This window comes from Sulfitobacter sp. AS59 (assembly GCF_038899995.1).
In the GTDB taxonomy this organism is placed as follows: Bacteria; Pseudomonadota; Alphaproteobacteria; order Rhodobacterales; family Rhodobacteraceae; genus Sulfitobacter.
On the sequence record NZ_JBBMQK010000006.1, the window covers coordinates 97,648 to 117,934 of the forward strand.

General features: G+C 60.4%; 17 protein-coding genes. 6 read left to right on the top strand and 11 right to left on the bottom strand.

Features of this window, described 5'->3' with window-relative positions:
* Nucleotide 1 precedes the first annotated feature (1 nt).
* From nirB to cysG, 5 genes are read left to right on the top strand one after another with little or no spacing between them, the layout of a single operon-like run.
* Nucleotides 2-2,440, top strand: coding sequence for a nitrite reductase large subunit NirB (gene nirB / locus WNY39_RS13980; protein WP_342846394.1), 2,439 nt, complete (start codon nucleotides 2-4; stop codon nucleotides 2,438-2,440).
* Nucleotides 2,437-2,772 carry a nitrite reductase small subunit NirD gene (nirD, locus tag WNY39_RS13985; RefSeq protein WP_342846396.1) on the top strand — a complete coding sequence of 112 codons (336 nt, stop codon included), beginning with the start codon at nucleotides 2,437-2,439 and terminating at the stop codon, nucleotides 2,770-2,772. Before nirB ends, nirD begins: the two co-directional genes overlap by 4 nt.
* Complete coding sequence (locus WNY39_RS13990; protein WP_342846398.1) at nucleotides 2,769-5,345, top strand: molybdopterin-dependent oxidoreductase; 2,577 nt, start codon at nucleotides 2,769-2,771, stop codon at nucleotides 5,343-5,345. The genes nirD and WNY39_RS13990 overlap by 4 nt, the downstream gene beginning before the upstream one ends.
* Nucleotides 5,342-6,277 carry a glycosyl transferase family protein gene (locus tag WNY39_RS13995; protein ID WP_342846400.1) on the top strand — a complete coding sequence of 312 codons (936 nt, stop codon included), beginning with the start codon at nucleotides 5,342-5,344 and terminating at the stop codon, nucleotides 6,275-6,277. The genes WNY39_RS13990 and WNY39_RS13995 overlap by 4 nt, the downstream gene beginning before the upstream one ends.
* Nucleotides 6,274-7,698, top strand: coding sequence for a siroheme synthase CysG (cysG, locus tag WNY39_RS14000; RefSeq protein ID WP_342846402.1), 1,425 nt, complete (start codon nucleotides 6,274-6,276; stop codon nucleotides 7,696-7,698). Before WNY39_RS13995 ends, cysG begins: the two co-directional genes overlap by 4 nt.
* Here the strand turns inward: cysG and WNY39_RS14005 are convergent.
* Genes WNY39_RS14005 through WNY39_RS14020 form a run of 4 tightly spaced genes read right to left on the bottom strand, consistent with a single transcriptional unit; the run spans nucleotide 7,695 to nucleotide 11,220 of the window.
* On the bottom strand, nucleotides 7,695-8,447 hold the full coding sequence (locus tag WNY39_RS14005; protein ID WP_342846404.1) for an ATP-binding cassette domain-containing protein: 753 nt from the start codon (nucleotides 8,445-8,447) through the stop codon (nucleotides 7,695-7,697). The genes cysG and WNY39_RS14005 overlap by 4 nt on opposite strands.
* Nucleotides 8,444-9,403 (bottom strand): iron chelate uptake ABC transporter family permease subunit, encoded by a 960-nt coding sequence (locus WNY39_RS14010; RefSeq protein WP_342846406.1) that lies wholly within the window; start codon nucleotides 9,401-9,403, stop codon nucleotides 8,444-8,446. The genes WNY39_RS14005 and WNY39_RS14010 overlap by 4 nt, the downstream gene beginning before the upstream one ends.
* On the bottom strand, nucleotides 9,378-10,325 hold the full coding sequence (locus WNY39_RS14015) for an iron chelate uptake ABC transporter family permease subunit (protein WP_342846650.1): 948 nt from the start codon (nucleotides 10,323-10,325) through the stop codon (nucleotides 9,378-9,380). The genes WNY39_RS14010 and WNY39_RS14015 overlap by 26 nt, the downstream gene beginning before the upstream one ends.
* A 4-nt stretch (nucleotides 10,326-10,329) precedes the next feature.
* Nucleotides 10,330-11,220 carry a siderophore ABC transporter substrate-binding protein gene (locus WNY39_RS14020; protein ID WP_342846408.1) on the bottom strand — a complete coding sequence of 297 codons (891 nt, stop codon included), beginning with the start codon at nucleotides 11,218-11,220 and terminating at the stop codon, nucleotides 10,330-10,332.
* Between the two features lie 92 nt (nucleotides 11,221-11,312).
* Here WNY39_RS14020 and WNY39_RS14025 point away from each other — a divergent pair, with 92 nt between their 5' ends.
* On the top strand, nucleotides 11,313-11,600 hold the full coding sequence (locus WNY39_RS14025) for a DUF2218 domain-containing protein (protein ID WP_342846410.1): 288 nt from the start codon (nucleotides 11,313-11,315) through the stop codon (nucleotides 11,598-11,600).
* Between the two features lie 91 nt (nucleotides 11,601-11,691).
* Here WNY39_RS14025 and WNY39_RS14030 read toward each other — a convergent pair whose 3' ends face one another.
* The 7 genes from WNY39_RS14030 to WNY39_RS14060 all read right to left on the bottom strand — a co-directional run bounded on the left by WNY39_RS14030 (nucleotide 11,692) and on the right by WNY39_RS14060 (nucleotide 20,287).
* Nucleotides 11,692-13,674, bottom strand: coding sequence for a TonB-dependent receptor (locus WNY39_RS14030; protein WP_342846412.1), 1,983 nt, complete (start codon nucleotides 13,672-13,674; stop codon nucleotides 11,692-11,694).
* A 267-nt stretch (nucleotides 13,675-13,941) separates the two neighbouring features.
* Nucleotides 13,942-15,672, bottom strand: coding sequence for a thiamine pyrophosphate-requiring protein (locus tag WNY39_RS14035; RefSeq protein ID WP_342846414.1), 1,731 nt, complete (start codon nucleotides 15,670-15,672; stop codon nucleotides 13,942-13,944).
* A gap of 30 nt (nucleotides 15,673-15,702) precedes the next feature.
* On the bottom strand, nucleotides 15,703-16,470 hold the full coding sequence (locus tag WNY39_RS14040) for an SDR family oxidoreductase (protein WP_342846416.1): 768 nt from the start codon (nucleotides 16,468-16,470) through the stop codon (nucleotides 15,703-15,705).
* A gap of 11 nt (nucleotides 16,471-16,481) precedes the next feature.
* Nucleotides 16,482-17,933: an aldehyde dehydrogenase gene (locus tag WNY39_RS14045; RefSeq protein ID WP_342846418.1), complete on the bottom strand. Its 1,452-nt coding sequence runs from the start codon at nucleotides 17,931-17,933 to the stop codon at nucleotides 16,482-16,484.
* Nucleotides 17,934-17,944: 11 nt separating this feature from the next.
* Complete coding sequence (locus WNY39_RS14050; RefSeq protein ID WP_342846420.1) at nucleotides 17,945-18,655, bottom strand: ABC transporter ATP-binding protein; 711 nt, start codon at nucleotides 18,653-18,655, stop codon at nucleotides 17,945-17,947.
* Nucleotides 18,648-19,376 (bottom strand): ABC transporter ATP-binding protein, encoded by a 729-nt coding sequence (locus WNY39_RS14055; protein WP_341235431.1) that lies wholly within the window; start codon nucleotides 19,374-19,376, stop codon nucleotides 18,648-18,650. The genes WNY39_RS14050 and WNY39_RS14055 overlap by 8 nt, the downstream gene beginning before the upstream one ends.
* Complete coding sequence (locus tag WNY39_RS14060) at nucleotides 19,373-20,287, bottom strand: branched-chain amino acid ABC transporter permease (RefSeq protein ID WP_342846423.1); 915 nt, start codon at nucleotides 20,285-20,287, stop codon at nucleotides 19,373-19,375. Before WNY39_RS14060 ends, WNY39_RS14055 begins: the two co-directional genes overlap by 4 nt.

Here is a 20,287-nt window from a genome sequence, read left to right on the forward strand (position 1 = left end):
TATGAAACAGATGCTGATCATCATCGGGGCAGGGATGGCCACCGGACGCGCGTTGGAGACGTTGCTGGAAACCGCACCCGACGCCTATGAGGTGACCCTGTTCAACGCCGAGCCGCGCGGCAATTACAACCGCATCATGCTGTCGCCCGTCTTGGCTGGCGACAAAACCTATGCCGAGATCGAGACCCATAGCGCGCAATGGTACGCCGACAATAATGTGACCTGCCGCTTTGGCGAACGGATCGCCAGCATTGACCGCGCGGCCAAAACGGTGACGGCCCAGAATGGCGATGTGCTGCCCTATGACAAGCTGATGTTCGGCACCGGTTCCAACCCGTTTATCATCCCGATGCCCGGTCATGATCTGGAAGGTGTGATTGCCTACCGCGATCTTGAGGACACGGAGCGGATGATGGCCCTTGGACCAGACAACACATGCGTTGTCATCGGGGGTGGTCTGCTGGGGCTTGAGGCGGCAGCTGGCATGGCGGCGCGCGGTGTTGACGTCACGGTTGTCCATATCATGGGCCACCTGATGGAGCGTCAGTTGGACGAAGCGGCGGGCTATCTGTTGCGCAAAGCGTTGGTTGATAAGGGCATCACGATCAAATGTTCCGCCAACTCCAAAGAAATACTCGGCAAAGACGGTCATGTCCGTGCCTTGCTGCTGGATGATGGCACCGAATTGCCCTGCGATCTGTTGGTCATGGCCGTGGGCATCCGCCCGAATGTTGCCTTGGCGTCCGAGGCGGGGCTGGCCGTGGGGCGCGGTATCCATGTCGACGACCAAATGCTGACCTCCGACCCCGATATTCTGGCGGTCGGTGAATGCGTTGAACATGATGGCGCGATTTTCGGGCTTGTTGCACCCTTATACGATCAGGCCAAGGTCGCCGCCCAAACCTTGCTGGGGGCCGAGGCCGCCTTTGTGCAAAAAGAGCTGTCGACCAAGCTTAAGGTGACGGGGTGTGATCTGTTCTCGGCGGGTGATTTTGCCGATGGGGAAGGGCGCGAGGACATCGTGTTCCGCGACCCCGCGCGTGGTGTGTACCGTCGTTTGGTGATCGAAAATAACATTGTCATCGGGGCGGTGATGTATGGCGATACCGCCGACAGCAACTGGTTTTTTGGCCTGATCCGCGACAAGACGGATATCAGCGACATGCGCGATACGCTGATCTTTGGCCCGGCCTATCAGGGGGGAACCCAGCTGGACCCGCTCGCAGCCGTTGCAGCCTTACCGCGTGACGCGGAAATCTGTGGTTGCAACGGCATTTGCAAAGGTCAGATCGAAGACGCGATTGCCGCAGGTGCGGGCGATCTGGCGGCGATAAAAGCGACCACCAAAGCATCGGCATCCTGTGGCACGTGCACGGGGTTGGTCGAACAGGTTCTGGCCGCCACGCTGGGGGATGACTTTGTGCTCCCTGCCGCCGCGTCGATTTGTGCCTGCACAGACATGACCCACGAGGACGTGCGCCGGATGATTAAATCACAGCGCCTGACCTCAATGCCGGCGGTCTGGCAGGAATGCGGCTGGAAGACCTCTTGCGGCTGCCACGTTTGCCGCCCTGCGCTTAACTTCTATCTGCTGGCCGATTGGCCGCTGGACTATGCCGATGATCCGCAAAGCCGTTTCATCAACGAACGCAAGCACGCCAACATCCAAAAGGATGGCACGTTCAGCGTCGTTCCGCGCATGTGGGGCGGGATCACCACGCCGGACGAATTGCGCGCGATTGCCGACGCGGCGGATAAATATATGGTGCCCACGGTCAAGGTGACCGGCGGGCAACGGATCGATCTGCTGGGCGTTAAGGGTGAGGATCTGCCCGCGATCTGGAAGGACCTGAACGACGCAGGCATGGTCTCGGGCTATGCCTACTCCAAAGGGCTGCGCACGGTGAAAACCTGCGTGGGCACCGATCATTGTCGCTTTGGTACCCAAGACAGCACCGGCCTTGGTATCAAGCTGGAAAAGACCCTGCACGGTTCGTGGACACCGCATAAATTGAAACTCGGCGTCTCTGGCTGCCCGCGCAACTGCGCTGAGGCGACGTGCAAGGATATTGGCGTGATCTGTGTCGACAGCGGCTTTCAGATCAGCATCGGCGGCGCGGCTGGTATGGATGTCAAAGAAACCGAACTGCTGATGCAGGTCGCGACCGAGGACGAGGCCATCGCGGTGATCAAGGCCGTGACCCAGCTGTACCGCGAAAACGCCAAGTATCTGGACCGTATATATAAATGGATGGCCAAGGTTGGGCTGGACTGGATCAAAGAGCGTATCCAAGACGACCTCGAAGGGAGTGCGGCATTGGTCGAACGTTTCGAGCTAAGCCAAAGCATCTATCGCCATGATCCATGGGCGGCCCATGCCAAAGACAAGGCGGCAAGCTATCAGCCGTTGGCGCGCTTTGATCTGGAGGCGGCGGAATGAGCAAGTGGATCGACATTGCTGCCCTAGAGGATATTCCAAAGCGGGGCGCGCGGGTGGTCAAGACGGCGCAGGGCTGTGTCGCCGTGTTCCGCACAGCCAGCGATGAGGTCTTTGCGCTGGATAACAGTTGCCCGCACAAGGGCGGCCCCTTGGCCGAGGGGATCGTGCATGGTTCCTCGGTCACATGTCCGTTGCACAACTGGGTGTTTTCGCTGGAAACCGGCGTAGCGCAGGGTGCGGATGAAGGGCAGGTGGGCACCTATCCCGCACGTGTCGCAGGCGGGCGGATCGAGCTTGACGCCGCGTTTCTGGCCGCACGGTCCGCCGCATGAGCCTGACGCGCACCACCTGTCCCTATTGTGGCGTCGGATGTGGTGTGCTGGCCGGGGCCGATGGCACCATCAAGGGCGACCCGGACCATCCTGCAAACTTTGGCCGCCTGTGTTCCAAAGGCTCGGCGCTGGGCGAAACCATTGATCTGGACGGCCGCCTGTTGCATCCGCAAATCGCGGGGCAGCCGGCCACATGGGACCGCGCGCTCGATCAGGTCGCTACCACGTTCAGCGACGCGATCCGCGACCACGGCCCCGACAGCGTCGCGTTTTATGTTTCGGGCCAATTGCTTACCGAAGATTACTATGTCGCCAACAAGCTGATGAAAGGTTTCATCGGTGCGGCCAATATCGACACCAATTCGCGGCTGTGCATGGCGTCATCCGTGGCAGGGCATAAACGCGCCTTTGGCACCGATACAGTCCCCGGCACCTATGCCGATCTGGAGGAGGCTGATCTGATCGTGCTGGTCGGGTCCAACCTCGCGTGGTGCCATCCGGTGCTGTACCAGCGCATCGCGGCGGCCAAGCAAGCGCGGCCCGAAATGCGCGTCGTCAACATTGATCCGCGCAGAACGGCGACCTGCGATCTTGCAGATATGCACCTGCGCATTGCCCCCGATGGCGATGTGGCCCTGTTCAACGGTTTGCTGACGTATCTGGCGGATCAGGGCCAGCTTGATATGGAGTATGTCACCGCGCATGTGGGCGGCTGTCAGGCGGCGCTGGCGACGGCGAGGGCCAGTGATCCGTTGCAGTCCGGTGCGGCCCCCGAAGACATCGCACAGTTTTTCCAACTATGGGCGGGCACGAAAAAGGTCGTGACGGTGTATTCACAAGGGGTGAACCAGTCGCAATGCGGCACCGACAAGGTCAACGCGATCCTGAACTGTCATCTTGCGACGGGGCGCATTGGCAAGCCGGGATGCGGGCCGTTTTCGGTCACCGGTCAACCCAATGCCATGGGCGGCCGCGAGGTCGGTGGCCTCGCGAATATGCTGGCAAATCACCTCGATATTGAAAACCCAGACCACCGCGACACCGTACAAACCTTTTGGAACAGCCCGACAATTTGCACGCAGGCCGGTTTCAAGGCCGTCGATCTGTTTGATGCCTGTGCGGCTGGCAAGATCAAGGCGCTGTGGGTGATGTCCACCAATCCTGCGGTCTCAATGCCGAACGCCGAGAATGTCGCGCAGGCGATCAAAAACGTGCCCTTTGTGGCCGTCTCGGACATTATGGCGCGGACGGATACCGGCGATTTGGCCGATGTGCTGCTGCCCGCTACGGGATGGGGCGAAAAGGACGGTACGGTCACCAACTCGGAGCGGCGGATTTCGCGGCAACGCGCCTTTCTGCCCGCACCCGCCGAAGCGCGCCCCGATTGGCGCATCATCAGCGATGTGGCCGCGCGCATGGGTTTCGCCGACGCCTTTGCCTATGACAGCCCCGCAGATATCTTTGCCGAATACATCGCGCTGGACGCTGCCACACGGCCCTTTGCCCGCGATCTGGACCTAAGCATTTTTGCCGATGCTGATTATGCGAAACTGATCCCGACCCAATGGCCACGCAACGATACACGGTTCTTTGCCGACGGGCAGTTTTACCACGCGGATGGCAAGGCGCGGATGTTGCCGGTTCAAGCACCGGTGGCGCAGCAGACGGGCCTGACCCTTAATACAGGCCGTAACCGTGATCAGTGGCACACGATGACGCGCACCGGAAAATCACCGAAACTGGGCGCGCATTTGGCAGAGCCGTATCTTGAGATACATCCCCTTGATGCCGCAGAGATCGGCACCGCCCATGGTGATCTGGTCGAGGTGCACAACGTGCAAGGCCGCAATATCCTGCGGGCGCTGGTCACCGACCGTGTAGCAAAGGGACAGCTTTTTGCGCCCATGCACTGGACCCGTCAGACGGCGCGGGGTGCGACGGTCAATGCCCTTATGGCACCCGTGACCGACCCGTTTTCCGGCCAGCCTGCACTGAAGCGGGGCGACGTTTCTGTTCAACCGTTTAAGGCAAAATGGTACGGGTTTCTGGCGTGTTTGCATCAGCCCGAGGCCCAGACACCCTATGCCGCGATTGCGCGGACGACGACCGGTTGGCAGGTCGAAATGGCAGGCAGTGAGGTGCCTGACAGCTGGACCGAAATGCTGGGCACCATGATCCGTTCACCCGACACGGAAACATCTGTTTTTGAAGACCGCGCGGATGGCACGATCCGTGTCGCGCTGCACCGCGAGGGCGTGATACAGGCCGTGTTCTTTGCTGCACGGACACCGGTGATCCTGTCACGCTCTGCCGCGATTTCGCATGTGGGGACAGTCACGCCGCCGCTTGAGGCGCTGGCCGGACGGATGCGCCAAGATCAACCCGATCCGGGCGTCGTGATTTGTGCATGTTTTAACGTGGGGCGCAACACGTTGCAGGCGGCGATTGATGCCGGTGCATTTTCGGTTCAGGCACTGGGCGAGGTCACATGCGCCGGCACCAACTGCGGTTCGTGCAAACCCGAATTGGCCGATCTTATTGCCCAAAACACAGTTCCGGTGGCAGCAGAATGACCCTCGCACCCTTTGTCAGGATCGTCGCACAAGGCAAGGGCCGCGCCCGCGCCCTGACGCTGGATGAGGCGCAAGAAGCGATGAGCGTGATCCTTGAAGGGCGTGCCGCCCCCGAGGCCGTCGGGGGGCTTCTTATGGTGCTGCGCTTGCGGGGCGAGGAACCCCAAGAGATTGCAGGCTTCACCGCAGCCTTGCGCGCGCATGTCTCGGGCGCGTTGCCTGCCGCTGATCTGGATTGGCCCAGCTATGCCGCCGGTCGCAGCCGTGGCGCGCCGCTATACCTGCTTGCGGCGCGTCTGGTGGCACAAAGCGGTGTACGGGTCTCAATGCACGGGCATAACGCCTATCAGAGTAGTACGATGCGCCCGCAAGACATCCGCGCGCTGGCAGGGCCGCAAGTGCGCTATGATCCGTTGGCTAATCTATGTCCCGAAGCCTTTGGCTTGCTGGGTTTGCGGGCTGATCTGGGGCTTCGGTCCTGTATCAACACGGTGCTGCGGATGTGGAACCCGTCCCGCGCGAAAGCCACCGTTCAGGGGGTTTTCCACCCCTCTTACCGCAGCCTGCAAGCGCAGGCGGCTGAGATGTTGGGGCAGCAAACCCTGACCATCATCAAAGGCGGCGGCGGAGAATTCGAGCGGCATCCCTCCAAGGATATCGTCTGTTTCGGGCTGCGTTCGGGTCAGCATATCCAGCACAACGCGCCCGCGCTGCTGTCGGAAACCCGCCGTTTGCACGAAGAGAATGCAACGGTTGATCCCATGGCGCTTTGGCGGGGCGAAACGCGTGATCCTTTCGCCGAAGCGACAGTAACGGGCACTGCGGCACTTGCGCTTTGGACGCTCGACCCCGACGCAACATTGGCGCAGGCCCAAGCCACGGCGGATGCGCTGTGGTCGAACCGCGCCGCATATGAAGGATGCCTCGCATGAAAACCTTTCCCATGTTTATCAAGATGGCGGGCCGTCGGGTCGTGATTGTGGGAGGCGGTGAACAGGCCGCGCAAAAGACGCGCCTGATGCTTAAGACCGACGCACAGATCGTTGTGCTGAGCGACATGCTTGACGACGAGCTGGCAGCATTGGCGGCCTCTGGCCGGATCACGCAAGAGCGCGGGGCCATCACCGCCCGCGATTTTGAACAGACAGCGTTGGTTTTCATCGCAACCGGATGCCCGGGGGCAGACAGCGCACTGCATGGTGTGGCCAAGGCTGCGGGGGCGACCGTGAACGTCGTTGACCAGCCGGCCTTATGTGATGCAATCACCCCGTCCATCGTGGATCGTGACCCCGTTGTGGTTGCCATTGGTACAGAGGGCACGGCCCCGGTTCTGGCCCGTCAGATCAAGACGCAGGTCGAACAGATGTTGGAGCCTAATCTGGGTGATCTGGCTGCCCTTGCCGGACGGCTGCGCGCCAGTGCTGCGCAGCATCTTGCGCCGCGCTTGCGTCGTGACCTGTGGCGTTGGGTCTTTGGCGATGCGCCGCGCCGCAAATACACAAGCGGCGGCGTGCGTGAGGCCGCGCAAATGATCAAGCAGGCCATCGCCACGGGTGATTTTGAACATGACACCGGCGGAAGCGTCGCGTTGGTTGGTGCTGGCCCCGGTGCCAAAGACCTGATTACCCTGCGCGGGGTACAACGGCTGCAAGAGGCCGATGTGATCTATTACGACCGCTTGGTTGATCCTGAAATCCTAGAGCTGGCCCGAAGAGATGCGCAACGTGTCTATGTCGGCAAGCGACCCGGATGCCACAGCTGGCCGCAAGAGAAAATCACCCAAACGATGCTGGCCGCTGCCAAAAGCGGGGCGCGCGTGGTTCGGTTGAAATGCGGCGATCCGGGCGTCTTTGCCCGCAGCTTGGAAGAGATCGACGCCCTGCGTGACGCCGATATCCCGTTTGAAATCGTCCCCGGTGTGACCGCGGCTTGCGGTGCCGCAGCGGCTGTGGGCCAGACGTTGACGGAGAGAGAGGCGATTGACACGCTGATCCTGACAACTGGGCATTTTACAGACGGGTCCGCGATACCTAACGCGGTGAAAAACCTTAGCCCCGGCAGTTGTGTCGCACTTTACATGGCGGTCGCCGCCGCACCGGAGATCAGCACATATCTGTCGGCACGGCACGCCGCAGAGCTGATCAGCGTTACCATCGTCGCAAATGCGCAAACCGACGCGCAGATCGTCGCCACCTGCGATATCGCGTCACTGCCTGCGACGCTTGCGCAGCACGGCATAAAAAACACCGCGACGCTGCTGCTGAAACTGCGCAAAAATACGGTGCCCGTAAAATCTGCTGTGCTGCCGCATACGGCCAAGGCCGCGGCGCTCAGCGTGGTCGGTCGCGCTTAAACTTCGACGAGCACCTTATCGCCGATGCGATGCACCACGGGATCGGTGTCGAAGACCTCTCTTAGCAGTTCTGCGTTCAGGATATCGCTGGGTGTACCGGTTGCCGCGATGCGCCCATCTTTCATCGCGACGATCTGGTCGGCATAGGCGGCGGCATAATTGATGTCGTGCAGCACGATGACGATGGTGCGCCCGTGTTGCGCGGCGAGGTTGCGTAGCACGGCCATCAGCGCGCGGGACGCCGCGATGTCGAGGTTGTTCAACGGCTCATCCAGCAGGATATAATCGGTATCTTGGGCAAAGGTCATGGCGACTTGCGCGCGCTGGCGCTGCCCACCAGACAGCGTATCAAGCCGCCGCTCGGCAAGGTCTTGCAACCCAAAAGCCTCAATCGCGGCGCTGACTTTTTCGCGGTCTTGGGCCGTGGGGCGGCCCTTGTGATAGGGGTAGCGGCCAAAGCTGACCAGTTCGCGCACCGTCAGCAGGGGGGCGGCGTCGGTTGATTGGGGCAGGATGGCAAGCTTGCGCGCCAATACGTCATTCGCACAGGCACCGATGCGCAGGTCATCCACCGTGATCTGTCCCTGCTGGATCGGGATCAGCCGTGAAATAAGCGCCAGCAGGGTCGATTTCCCGGCCCCGTTCGGCCCGATCAGCGCGGTCACGCCGCCGGCGTTCAGGGTCAGGTTGATGTCGCGCAGAGTAGGGGTGCCGTCCCTGTCATGGTTCAAACCGGTAATGGTGATCATCGCGGTTTCCTCCGCAAAAGTAGGGTCAGAAAAACAAGGCCGCCAAGGACATCGACGACCACGATCAGGGGTGTGCTAAGCTGCAACAGATGCTCCAGCAGCAATTGGCCGCCGACCAGAGTAATGGCCGAGACAAGAGCCGCCGAGGGCAGCAGCACCGCATGGGACACGGTCGGCGTGATCTGGCGCGCCACGCTGACGACCAGCAACCCCAGAAAGGCCAGCGGCCCGACCAACGCGGTAGAGACCGAGACCAGAACCGATACGATCACCAGAACCGTGAACATGCCCCGGCGCGGGTCTTCGCCAAGGTTGGTTGCAGCCTCGGGGCCAAGGGACAGCACGTCGAGCTTGTGGCGCATACGCCAAGCCGCAATAAGGGCCACCACGGTCAGCACCGCCGCCAAGGTCAGCAACCCGATGTCGATCCGCGAAAACCGCGCAAAGGATGCAGATTGCACCACGACATAGTCATTGGGATCGATCAGCCGTTGCAGAAAGCTGGTGACTGACCGAAAAAGGCCGGCAAAGATGATCCCGGTCAAGATCATCCGGAACAGGTCGGTTCCGCCACGGCTGAGCAGCGTGCCGAAAAGCGCCAGCGCCGCCCCCATCGTCAGCACGGTGTTCAGCAGGAATTGCCCAAGCTCAGGCAGGCGCACGAAATCCTGCGCGCCCAGCATAAACACCAGCACCGTGAGAATCAGCAGATACAGCGCATCAAACCCCATGACCGCAGGCGTCAGGATTTGGTTTCGCGTGACCGTCTGGAACAGCACCGTGGCCGTTGACACCGACAGGGCGACCAGCAGCAGCGCGGCAAGCTTGTTGGTGCGGAACGCCAGCACAAAGCCCCAGTTGCCCCGTGACCCCAGCAACAGATACCCGGCCACACAAAGGGCCAGCACCGTTGCGAGTAGGAAGAGCCGCTTATGAAACATGGCGTTTCGGGGCATAAAGCAGCCAAAGGAACAGGCAGGCACCGATCACGCCAAAGATCGTGCCGACAGGAATTTCGTAAGGGTAGCGCAGGATGCGCCCTAGGATGTCACTGGCCAGCACCAGCACCGCACCTGTCATTGCCGTAAGCGGCAGGGTTCGGCGCAGGTTATCGCCCGACATCCGCGCGACGATGTTGGGCACGACCAAGCCGACAAAGGGGATCATGCCAACGGTTACCACCGTCAGCGCCGTCACGATCGACACAGCCAGCAGGCCCAGCAGCGTGGTCTGGCCGTGGTTCAGCCCGAGGTTGATGCTGGCCGTGCGGCCCATGCCGATGATCGCGAATTGATCCGCCGCAAAATAGGTCAGCGCCGCGACAAGGGCCACGAGCCAGAGCAGTTCATAACGCCCCTGTAGCACGCCGGAAAATTCGCCGTTCATCCAGATGTCGACATATTGCAGCAGGTCGGCCTGATAGGCGACAAAGGTGACGCAGGCCCCGATGATGCCGCCATAGATCAGGCCGACAAGGGCCACGAGCAATGGTTGCGTCGGCGGCAGACGGTGCACGATGGCCAGAAAACCCGCACCGGCAATCAGCGCGGTGAGCGAGGCCAGCGTCATCTGTACCAAGATCGACGCCCCCGGCGCGAAAAGTGTGACCAGCAGAATGCCAAGTGCCGCGCCCTGTCCGGTGCCGGCGGTCATCGGTTCAACAAAGCGGTTGCGCACCAACATCTGCATGATCGCCCCGCTGACGGCCAAGGCACCGCCGGAAATCACCACCGCAATGGTCCGTGGCGCGCGGCTGATGGCAATTAGCTCAACCGCGCCGGGATCGGACCAGAGTGCGGCAAAGGAGATGTCGATCACCCCGACAAAAAGCGAAGTGATCGACAGCAGCACAAGCGCCAGACCAAGTGCGATTGCCATCATTCTACTGGTCTGCCAATGCGGCGAGGATTTCGTCAAGGGTCAGGGTCATCGACTGGATACCACCCCCGGCGATATAGATCGGTGCGGCGCTGAGATGGACCACTTGGCCGGTTTTCCACGCGGTCGTTTCATGCACCAAGGCGTTGTCCAGCGTCGCTTGGGCACCTTCGCTTTCCTGACCGATTGCCGCCATGCGGTCGATCACAAAAAGAATGTCGGGGTCGGCCTGCCGGATGAATTCAAAGCTGATCGCCTCGCCGTGGGTGGTGGTTTCCACGCGTTCCACCGCTTCGGGCAGGTTCAGCGCCTCGTGCAGCCAGCCAAACCGACCGCCCGCACCATAGGCGCTGATCTTGGGGCCATTGGTCATCACGATCAACGCGCGGCCCTTGGTTGAAAGGGCGGATTTCGTCTGGGCAAGCTTGGCGCGAAAGGCCTGCGTTAGCGCGTCGGCTTCGGCCTCTTTTTCAAAGATCGTGCCATAGGCGGCCAGTCGGGCCAGCCCATCCTCGACGGTATCAGCCCAGATGGTCATGTCCAGCGTCGGTGCGATCCGCGCCAGATCCGCCAGATGTTCCGAACTGCGCCCACCGGCGATGATCAGATCGGGTGCCATGGCGAACACGGCTTCGAAATCCGGTTCAAACAGCGATCCGACCGGTTCGGTGGGGGCGGCAGCGTCTTCGAGATATGAGAGATATACCGGACGTACCAACCCCTGCGGGCGCACGCCCAACGCATCAAGGCTGTCAAAAGCTGCCAGATCGAACACGGCAATTTTTTGTGGCGTTACGGGCACCTCGGCGGGGCCTGAAAAGGTTTGCACCGTGACGGTCTGCGCGTTGGCGGGAAGGGCAAAGAGAAGGGCCAGCAGGCCGATTATCCTAAGCATGCGGGGTGTCCTTGTGTGACAGATGAGGCGGGTTTACGAGCGGAGCAGGCGCGGTTAGGCATTGGGGGCAATTTACAACTGGAGTGCTCAAGATGCCAACAACCACAGGACATTACCGGACTGAAAACGGGTCGAAATATCTGCAACAGCTGTGCAAACATTTCGGGCACAAGGTCGAGACCTCGTTCGATGCGGAAAAGGGCTGGGTCGCGTTCGTGATGGGCACCGCGCATATGACCGCCGACGCCGACGGGCTGACCGTCACCTGCACCGTCAAAGACCCCGAGGAAGTCGCCATTGTTCATAATGTGATTGACCGGCATCTGGAAAAATTCGCCTTTCGCGAAACAGACAAAAACATGACGTGGACGACCGAATAAGGGACCGTCCCCGAGAACAGCGGAACCCGGCGCATCTTGCGACGCGCCGGGTTCGAGCCGGAGTTGCCTCCGGCCCTTTTTCTCAGAGTGATTAGAAAACCAACTCGGCGCTCAGGCGGATGGAACGGCCCGGCTCGTACAGCGACTCGACGGTGCCGAATTCCTGCCCGTAGGTGGCGCGGCTCACATATGCCTCGTTAAAGATATTGTTCACCTCTGCCCGCAGGGTCAGGTTTTCCCGTTGTTTGGGGGAATATTCCATAAAGGCATTGGCAACCGCATAGCCGTCAATCTTGGGTCCTTGGGTGCCGGTATCGGAATCGTAGGTGTTGTCGTAATCAAACGCCACCTGTACGTCGCCACCCAACAGCAGACCGTTGTTCAGACGGTGTGCGACTTGGAAGGTCAGGAAATCACCCAAAGGCATGGTCAGGTAGTTGCCCGTGTAGGAATCCGAGGGGCGTCCGTTGATTTCTGTATCGACCCGCGCAAATCCGGCGCGAAAGAAACCATCCTCCCATGCGGTGCCGAGACCCAGTTCAAAACCACGCGACTGCACGTCCACCGACACCGCAGGCCCGTTGCGATAGCTGGCCGCGCGGGCATCGTCGATATCGGTGGCAAAGATCTTGCCGTCGATGATCCAGGAACCGATCGTGTAGTTGGCAGCAATGTAGGTGCTGTCGGCGGTGGTTGGTGTGATCCCTTCGGCAGGATAGGTCCAGTTGGCGTTGAGAATGTAATTCTCGGCCAGTTCCAAACCACCCCAGACGTGGGAATAGCCCGCGCTGACTGTGAATTGATCCGTGACGTCAAATTCACCGGAAATGTTGCCCGACAGGCCGGATTCCGATTGTTTGGAGCCGTTTGTGCCTTCGAAGTCTTGGAAATCAGCACGACCCCCAAAGGAAAGGCGCGACCGGTCGCTCGGTTCCATCCGGGCTTGGGCGAAAAGACCGATGTTGCGCAGCTTTTCCACCGTAGGGGTGACAGGTGCTGTGCTTGCCAGTACGCGGTATTCAAGATCGCCTTCGTCGTCATAGAAGTCGAGACCGGCGTTAAGCTCGCCCCAACCCAGTTTAAAGCGGTTTGAAATCTCGCCGTTCAGGCTTTTCGTTTGGCCGCGCGTGGTCGTGTTTGTCGAAAGATTGCTCTCGTCATTGAACAATTCCGTAGCGCTATAGGCGATCCGGATCGTCGGGTCCCACATGGCTGTGGGTGTCGTGTCGCTATAGCTTAGCACCACATTTGTGCGGTCCAGCTCATAGGGGCGTTCTGCCGGAAGGGGCCGCCCTGCGGTGATGAGCCCGATATTGGCACGGTAGGGGCGGGTTTCGTCGTCGATGACGCGCTCATAAGAAAACTCGACCCGTTCGCCGGCCTCTGTCTCATAGGCGACCTTGCCAAGCCCGCTGACAAGGCCCGTGCCGGACCCGCGGATATCTGTGCCGTTGCCGTCTTCGCGCAGACCACCATCGGCAGCCTTGAGGAAGCCAAGATATTCGAAATTGCCGTTGCGCCCGAACATCGTGATGTTGTTCGAGAAGATGTCGCCGTTGCTGTCATATTCGAACTTGTACATCCCGCCGGATGTCTGACCCGGCTCAAGAAGATCGGCAGCGTCCTTGGTCTCGTAGGCCAAGGCACCACCCAGAGCGCCCGGTCCCGCGTCCGCAGGTGCCACGCCGGGATCGATGCGGATCGCCTTGAGCAGGGCGGGGTCGATCAATGTGGTTGTGTTGTGGTGGAAAACCTTGTTGTTCTGACGCGCGCCGTCGATGGAAATCGCAAGGTTGTTTTCTTCGATCCCGTTTACATAGACTTTTTGGGACATAGGGATTGAGCTGCCGACGGCGATGGTCGGTTCAGCGACGAAAAGCTCGGACAGGTCCGCGGGGTTGCTAAGCGCAATGCCTTCGCTGGTGACCGAGATCGCATCCTCTTCAAGTCCGGGCACTGTTGGCATCGATAGAACGATTGTCCCCAAAAATGCCCCGTCTTCGTTACTCTGAGCAAGGCCGGCAGCGGGCACCAGACCCATAGCCAGACAAGCAAACGCATGTGTTTTGTTCATCCCAATTCCCCTAGGAAAGTCTTTCGTTAACAAGCCACGGGGGATCGTCCCATCGCCGCTTGGCAGATTCCCTATAGATTTAGTCGGGAATATCAAGAGGTGGGTAATGCATTTGTTTGAATTGGTGATTTTGTGAATGAAATAAAGAGCTTGAGGCGCGAAGATGATGTGAAAAGGCGTGCAACCTTAAGGGCAGTTGCGCGGCCACATACTCGGTTTTTGGCGCACCCTAGCGTTGGGGCAACAAGGCCTGCGAATCCTTTAGGTTTAGTGCGGTGCCGTCCGCGCAATGGCGATGTTCAGCAACACTTGCCGACGCTCGTTTATGGCCACTGAAACCGCACGTTCAAGGGCGGAAGGCAGGTCTGCGCCATCGGTGACCGTCTCGGTATAGGCGCGGCTGGCACTGGCGGTTTGGGTGAAATCCGGGCTGGGGCGCAGTGACGTCAGCGGCACCTCATTGGCGGCGCGCACGGCACCGTCGGGATAAAGCCCCTCGACCGAATGGCGCACGGCCCCCCATTCCTCGTTGTTGAGTACCAGAATGATGACGGGCAGCTCATGCGCCTCGGCCACCAGATGACAGGCCGTGGGGTTGGCAAACATATAGCTGCCATCCCCCATGGTGGCGAAAATCAACCGGTCCGGGTCGGCCATCTGCGCGCCAATCGCGGCAGGCAATCCCCAGCCAAGCCCGCCGGAATGCGGCTCTTGAAAATAGCTGTCGGGCTGTTCCAGATCAAGCGGTGACAGGGGGCAGCCAAGCTCGTGAAAAACGGTGGCGCGGCGTCCGTTTGCGGTTTGCGATTTGATCACCTGCCCAAGGCAATGGCTGACCCAGTCTTTGCTCATCGGCGCGGCACAGCCTGCTTTGGCATGGTCCACCACCTGCGTCCGTGTCTTGTCGGACGCTGCTGTGATGCGATCTCGCCGCGCGCTTATCTTGGCGTCGTCAGGTGTTAGGACGGCCATCTTATGCGCCAGCCCTTTGATCACCGTCTTGACCGGCCCGGCCAAGGTGACCGCCGCGGGGAAATTGCGCACCGGCGTGCGCGAAAACAGCGGGTCTGGCCCGGCTTGGATCACGGTCACATCATCGCGCAGGGTGACCTTGTCCGGAAACCACGGGGCAAGCGCATCCAGCACCAAGACGACATCGGCTTGCTCCAACCACGGGGTAGGGTCCGCGCCGACCTGCATCGGGTGCGACAGCGGGATCGCCAATTGGTTTGACCAGTAATGCGACAGGGGCAGGGCGTATTGATAGCAAAGCGCCTGAAGGGCCGCGAAACCAGCTGCGCCCCCCGCACCGCGCTGCGCGATAATCAGCGGGTTTTCGGCCTTCATCAGCGCACAGGCCGCCCGCACCAAGCTGTCGGGATCGGGGGCCGTAATCACGGGTGCCATGCGTGATGGCGCGTCAAGGCCCGCATTAGGGCAGGGGTCGCACAGAACCTCGCGCGGAAGACTTAGGTAAACGGGGCCTTTCGGTGTCGAATTGGCGATGGCCCAGGCACGGTCCATCAGCTCTGCAATCTGGTCGGCAAAGCGCAGCTCGTAATTCCATTTGGTTGTTTCACGGATCAGCGATTCCTGATCGAACATTTCTTGCCCCCAGCCGATGGGCACCGTGCGCGCGCCAAAGCGGGAATGTTCGGTCACGGGCGTGCGACCTGACATCAAGATCATCGGCACCTGGTCGCACCACGCGTTGATTGCCGCCGTGGCCCCGTTCGCCAGACCCACATTGGTGTGCAGCAAAACCGCCTGTGGCCGCCCTGTGATTTGCCAATAGCCATGCGCCATCGACACCGCCGCATGTTCATGTGGGACGGTCACGGGTATGGGCAGGTCGATCCCGGCGCGGCGCGCTTCGACCAGCCCTTCGATGATGGGCGGGAAATCTGTGCCGGAATTGGTGAAAACATAATCGACGCCAAGCGCCTTGAGCTTGCCAAAGATCGCGCCGCCCGCCGTGATGGAGCCAAGTTCGCTCATCTGTTTATCCTTTCATCCATCGGCACATAATCACACCGACATGCCGCCATCGGCCATCAACAAATGACCCGTGGTAAATCCCGACTGTGCCGAGGCGAGGTAGAGCACGGAGGCCGCGATTTCCTGCGCCGTGCCGTGACGGCCCATGGGGATCATTTCATTAAAGAACTCGGTCCCGTCGCGACCAATCTCTGCACCCAGCCCGTCTTCGACCCGCTGCTGGAAATCGTTTCCAATCGGGCCGGGTGCAATCGCATTTACCCGGATACCGCGCGGGGCGAGGTCTTTTGACAGGACCCGCATCAACCCCGTTAACGCATGTTTCGCGGTGATATAGGCATAGACGCCCGGATCGCCGCGCGTGGCAGCGACGCTAGACGTGAACACGATAGTGCTGCCCTTAGGCATATGCGGCACCGCGTATTTCGACATCAAAAACGCGCCCCGCACATGCACGGCAAGAACGCTGTCAAAAACCTCGGTGGGGTAGTCTTCAATCGGTGCCACCGTGCCAAAGTTGCCCGCGTTGGAGAACAGCACGTCAATACCGCCGAAATGTTCGACCGTGCGCGCGATGGCCGCGCGGACTTGGGTTTCGTCCGACACATCTGCCGCAAGGCACAACACCTCGGCAGGGACCGCGCCAAAGGCGGTCTGCGCCACGGTTTCCAACGCTGGCAGATCAAGGTCGATCAACACCAGACGTGCACCTTGTTCGCGCAACAGCCGGGCCGCGGCCATCCCCAATGATCCTGCGCCACCTGTGATGACACAGACCTTTCCCTCAAGATTGAACATGGGATTTGGCATCAGATCGGGTAATGTGGTTGGCCGTCTTGGATCGTGATCCAACGCAGCGTGGTGAATTCTTCGATTGCGGCAATCCCGCCAAAGCGGCCATAGCCGGAGTCTTTTACCCCGCCGAACGGCATCTGTGCCTCGTCATGCACGGTGGGCCCGTTGATGTGGCAAATGCCGCTTTCGATCCGCTTGGCCACATTCATCGCGCGCACGGTATCGCGGCCAAAGATGCTTGCCGACAGACCGTATTCGGTGTCGTTGGCGACGCGCACGGCCTCGTCTATGCTGCTGACACGCACAACGGATGCGGTGGGGCCAAAGCTTTCTTCGGTGTAAATCCGCATGGAGGGCGTCACGCCGTCGATCAACGTTGCCTCCATCAGTACGCCCTCGGCATGGCCGCCTGCGACGATTTTCGCGCCTTTTTCTTCGGCGTCGCGCACCAATGACATCACCCGATTCACGGCACCGATATCAACCACGCAGCCCAATGCAGTGTTGCCTTCACGGGGGTCGCCCACGGTCAGGCTGCGCACCTTCGCGGCGAGCTTTTCAACAAAGGCGTCGGCGATGGCTTCGTGCACCACAAGCCGTTCTGTGGACATGCAAATCTGGCCTTGGTTCATATAGGCACCAAAGGCGGCGGCGGCGACGGCGGCATCCAGATCGGCATCGTCCAAGACGATCATCGGGGCCTTGCCGCCCAGCTCTAGCAGGGCGGGTTTCAGGTTCTCGGCAGCGAGCTTGGCAATGATACGGCCAACGCGGGTGGAGCCGGTGAAATTCACGCGGCGCACAGCGGAATGGGCGATCAACGCTTCGACAATCTGGCTGGCGTCTTCGGGGGCGTTGGACAACACGTTCAGCACACCCTTGGGAAAGCCTGCTTCCTGTATCGCTTCGACGATCAGCGCATGGGTGCGCGGCGAGAGTTCGGACGATTTCATCACGACGGTATTGCCACAGGCCAGCGGCATCGCGATGGACCGCACACCAAGGATCACGGGCGCATTCCACGGTGCCATAGACAGAACCACACCGGCGGGCTGGCGGATTGCCATCGCAAGCGAACCGGGACGGTTCGACGGGATGACTTCGCCTTTGATCATGGTGGTCATCGACGCGGCCTCGCGCAGCATACCTGCCGACAGCATCACGTTGAAACCGGCCCAAGCCGCTGTGGCCCCCAGTTCGTCCGCCATCGCCTTGGCAATGTCGCCCCCCCGCGCTTCTAGGTTATCTGCGGCGGCCAGCAGCAGGCGACGCCGCTCTGCGGGGCCGGTGTTCGACCATTCGGGAAAGGCACGTGCGGCGGCATCTGCAGCGCGGTTGGCATCCTCGACGGTGGCGGCTGCGGCCTCGGTCGCCACCTCGCCGGTTAAGGGGTTGTTACGGGTAAAGGTGCGGCCACCTGTGGCTTTTACTTTTTCACCCTCAATCAAAAGGTCCAAAACGCTCATGTTGTTCTCCATTATATATCGCCGCCCAAAAAGGCGTGTCTGACAGCCGCGTCGTTCATTAATTCATCCGAAGTGCCAGAGCCGGTGATGCGACCCGCCTCTAGCAGATAGCCGCGATCCGCGTAACGCAGGCTGATTTTCACATTTTGCTCGACGATCAAAAGACCAACGCCAGTTTCGCGCACCCGTGCGAGGGCCTTGAACATATCCCCGACGATGATCGGGGCGAGGCCGAGGCTCGGTTCGTCCAGCAAGAGAAAGTCGGGTTTCGACATCATCGCGCGGCCGATGGCGACCATCTGCTGTTCGCCCCCCGACATAGTGTGAACGAATTGCCCGCGCCGTTCTTTCAGCCGTGGAAAGATGTCAAAGACCTGCGCAATCGTGTCTTCCTCAAAGGCGCGTGCACGCGGGGGCGTCGCGCCAAGGCGCAGGTTTTCTTCGACCGTCATACGACCCACCACGCCGCGCCCTTCGGGGACCAGTGCGATGCCTTTGTTCGTCACCTGATGGGCTGGCACACCGGTCAGCGTCTCGCCATCAAGGGTGACCGATCCAGTCGCAACGGGCACCATGCCGGCCACTGCTTTCAGCATCGTCGATTTACCGGCACCATTGGCCCCAAGCACCACGACGACCTCGCCCTTGGAGACGGAAAAGCTGACGTTATCGACGGCCAGATGTTTGCCGTAGCGGACGGTCATATTCTTAAGCTCAAGCATGGTCGTCCCCCAGATAGGCTTTGATCACGGCGGGGTCTTGCAGCACTTGCGCACTTGGCCCTTCGGCAATCACCTCGCCCGCGCTCATCACGATACAGCGCGAACAAAGCGCGCGCACCGCTTCCATAATATGTTCAACCAGCAAGATGGTCATGCCTTGGCCTTGCAAATGCTGCACCAGATCGATGCCGATGCGCAGCTCGGACGGGTTCAACCCCGCAAGCCATTCATCCAGCAACAACAGATCCGGTTCAGAGGCGAGCGCGCGGGCCATCTCCATCCGTTTTTGGTCAATGTAGGTCAGGTTGCTGACCTTTTCGTCGCCACGTCCGGCCAGCCCGACAAAGGCCAGCTTTTCTTCGACCAGATCACGCGCCTCGCGGCCCCAATGCCGCTTTTTGCCATAGGCCAGCGACAGCAGCACATTTTCGGCCACGTTCAGGGTGGGCAGGGGGCGCACAAGCTGGAACGTCCGTGCGACGCCCTGTTTGGCCACCTTATGTGGTTTCATCTTGGTGATGTCGGTGCCGTTTATGCGCACCGTGCCACCATCGCAGGGCAATGCACCCGAGATCATGTTCATTACCGTGGTCTTGCCGGACCCGTTAGGCCCCAACAGGCCAACAACCTCACCGGGGCTTAGATCAAACGACACGTTATTGACCGCAACCAGCCCGCCAAAGCGTTTGTGCAGGTTTTTGATTTCAAGCTGCGCGCTCATGTCCGGCTTCCTTTCCGCAGGTCATCGATTTTGGCCAGAACGCCGTTCGGCATGACAAAAACGATGAGGATGAACAACAGCCCAAGGATGATCGAGAAGTGATCTGGAAAGCGGCCGGAAAGCCATTCAAAGAGCAGAAACAACGGCACAGCGCCCACCAGTGGCCCCCAAAGCCGCATCGCGCCACCCAGCAGCGCCATGATCAGCGTCATGAAGCTGACCGTTGGGTTAAACACGATGGACGGCTCGATATAGGTCCAGCGCGGCGCCTGAATAGCGCCAACAAGGGTGATGATCGTGGACGAGATCACAAAGAGGAACAGCTTGATCCGCGTGACGTCGACACCCGCATGGGCGGCTACAGTTTCGTCATCGCCAAGCGCCTTGAGCGCCAGCCCGATACGCGAACGTCCGATGCCCCACGAGATGAGGAACGTCACCGCAGCCAAGGCGAGCAACTGCCAATAGATATGGCGGCCCTCGAAAGGCAAGAACACATAACGACCCATGGTGTAGGTGATGTTGACCTCCCACCAGCTGACGGTTTGGCGCACCAGTTCAGCAAGGCCAAAGGTGAAGATCACGAAATAGACGCCCGCAAGGCGCAAGGTGGACAGACCGACAACCAAGGCCATGATCATGCCGATGCCCGCCGCGCATACCAGCACCAGCGGATAGGGCATGACCTCGTTCAGGACCGCGACCGTATAGGCACCGACCCCGAAAAAGGCGACCGTCGCCAGCGACACATAGCGCGTAGGGCCCGAGAACAGCGCCCAAGCGGTGGCCAGCGTCACGTAGCCGGTCATGCCAAGCAACACACCCGTCCAATAGTCAGGCAGGAAAAACGGCGCCGAGGCGAGCACGGCAAGAACAGCAGCCGCCAAGATAAATGCAGAAGAGGTTTTCAT